Origin of the sequence: Shigella sp. FJ200513 (assembly GCF_040495915.1) — a bacterium.
Lineage (GTDB): Bacteria > Pseudomonadota > Gammaproteobacteria > Enterobacterales > Enterobacteriaceae > ECMA0423.
On record NZ_JBDYCV010000223.1, the window covers coordinates 1 to 1,965 of the forward strand.

General features: G+C 48.3%; 3 protein-coding genes and 1 pseudogene. 3 read left to right on the plus strand and 1 reads right to left on the minus strand.

Features of this window, described 5'->3' with window-relative positions; genetic code table 11:
• The 3 genes and pseudogenes from ABZJ92_RS21670 to ABZJ92_RS21680 form a co-directional block, all read left to right on the plus strand.
• A partial coding sequence (locus ABZJ92_RS21670) for a hypothetical protein (protein WP_214282311.1) occupies window positions 1–222 on the plus strand: 222 nt, incomplete at its 5' end.
• Window positions 223–250: 28 nt separating this feature from the next.
• Window positions 251–1,276, plus strand: coding sequence for an amino acid ABC transporter substrate-binding protein (locus ABZJ92_RS21675; RefSeq protein ID WP_000738594.1), 1,026 nt, complete (start codon window positions 251–253; stop codon window positions 1,274–1,276).
• Window positions 1,277–1,343: 67 nt separating this feature from the next.
• Window positions 1,344–1,893 (plus strand): annotated as a pseudogene (locus tag ABZJ92_RS21680) (ABC transporter permease subunit); the annotation flags it as partial.
• An 11-nt stretch (window positions 1,894–1,904) separates the two neighbouring features.
• On the opposite strand, the gene ABZJ92_RS21685 reads toward ABZJ92_RS21680, so the two are convergent.
• Window positions 1,905–1,965, minus strand: a 61-nt coding sequence (locus ABZJ92_RS21685) for an IS1 family transposase (protein WP_071528444.1), incomplete at its 5' end; no start/stop codon positions are given.

A 1,965-nucleotide genomic window follows, 5' to 3' on the forward strand; every position in this document is an offset into this window, starting at 1 on the left:
GGAAATGGAAGCCACGCAAGCACCTTAAAATCACCATCATACACTAAATCAGTAAGTTGGCAGCATTACCCATTTTCGCACCATTGCGGGGCGCTGTTTTTATTATTTCCTGTCTACACTCAGCTTATTGCGACGCGAAATCGTGCGCAAAAGCTGGCACTACTTTTGCTTATAAGAGGATGGCCACAGACAGGTAAAAGACGTTTCCCAAACGTCCTATAACGATAATTTTCGCCTCACAGGAAGCATTATGAAAAAGATGATGATAGCCACACTGGCTGCCGCCAGCGTGCTGCTTGCCGTTGCAAATCAGGCGCATGCTGGCGCGACGCTTGATGCCGTTCAGAAAAAAGGTTTTGTGCAATGCGGGATCAGTGATGGATTACCTAGGTTCTCTTATGCCGATGCAGACGGTAAGTTTTCAGGTATTGATGTTGATGTTTGTCGTGGTGTTGCCGCTGCTGTATTTGGTGACGACACGAAAGTGAAATATACCCCACTCACAGCAAAAGAACGCTTCACCGCTTTACAGTCAGGGGAAGTGGATTTGCTCTCCCGTAATACGACCTGGACTTCATCTCGCGATGCCGGGATGGGAATGGCATTTACCGGCGTCACTTATTACGACGGCATTGGCTTCCTGACGCACGATAAAGCGGGGCTAAAAAGCGCGAAAGAACTGGATGGCGCTACCGTCTGTATTCAGGCGGGTACTGATACCGAACTCAACGTCGCCGACTATTTCAAGGCAAACAATATGAAGTACACACCAGTGACTTTCGATCGCTCTGACGAATCAGCGAAGGCACTGGAATCTGGTCGCTGCGATACGCTGGCTTCGGATCAGTCGCAACTGTATGCCTTGCGCATCAAATTAAGCAACCCGGCTGAATGGATTGTCTTACCGGAGGTTATCTCTAAAGAACCGCTTGGGCCGGTAGTTCGTCGTGGCGATGATGAATGGTTCTCGATTGTACGCTGGACGCTTTTCGCCATGCTAAATGCTGAAGAGATGGGCATCAATTCCCAGAACGTCGATGAAAAAGCGGCTAATCCAGCAACGCCTGATATGGCACATCTGTTGGGTAAAGAAGGCGATTACGGCAAGGATCTGAAGTTGGATAATAAATGGGCCTATAACATCATCAAACAGGTGAGTAACTACTCGGAAATTTTTGAGCGTAACGTAGGTTCAGAAAGCCCGCTGAAAATTAAACGTGGGCAAAATAATCTCTGGAATAACGGCGGTATTCAGTACGCGCCGCCCGTGCGTTAAGTCGGTGTGAGGTAACGAGCGTCGCTACGGCGGCGCTCTCTTCAGCGTTATGCTTTCCGAGGTTTCTATGCCTCATCGCCGCTCAACCGTTAAAGGCTCACTCTCCTTTGCCAACCCTACGGTTCGTGCCTGGTTATTCCAGATCCTTGCCGTTGTTGCTGTTGTCGGCATTGTTGGTTGGTTATTTCAAAACACTGTAACGAATCTCAATAATCGTGGCATTACTTCAGGTTTTGCCTTTCTGGATCGCGGCGCTGGCTTCGGTATTGTCCAGCATTTGATCGATTACCAGCAGGGCGACACCTACGGACGCGTTTTTATTGTCGGCTTACTCAATACGCTACTGGTTTCTGCATTGTGTATTGTGTTCGCTTCTGTTTTGGGCTTCTTTATCGGTCTGGCGAGACTTTCGGATAACTGGCTGCTACGAAAGCTTTCCACAATTTATATTGAGATCTTCCGTAATATTGCAAATCTTCTTCTGGTACTTTGCCGTGTTGCGCAATTTGCCCGGACCACGCCAAGCTGTGAGCGCGTTTGATCTGGCCTTTTTGAGCAATCGTGGGCTTTATATTCCGTCACCGCAGCTGGGAGACGGATTTATTGCGTTTATGGTAATGACTCCAACTTACTGATAGTGTTTTATGTTCAGATAATGCCCGATGACCTTGTCATGCAGCTCCACCGAT

Coding starts and splice junctions, on each gene's coding strand:
- ABZJ92_RS21675 (WP_000738594.1), top strand. CDS start 251: ATGAAAAAGATGATGATAGCCACACTGGCTGCCGCCAGCGTGCTGCTT.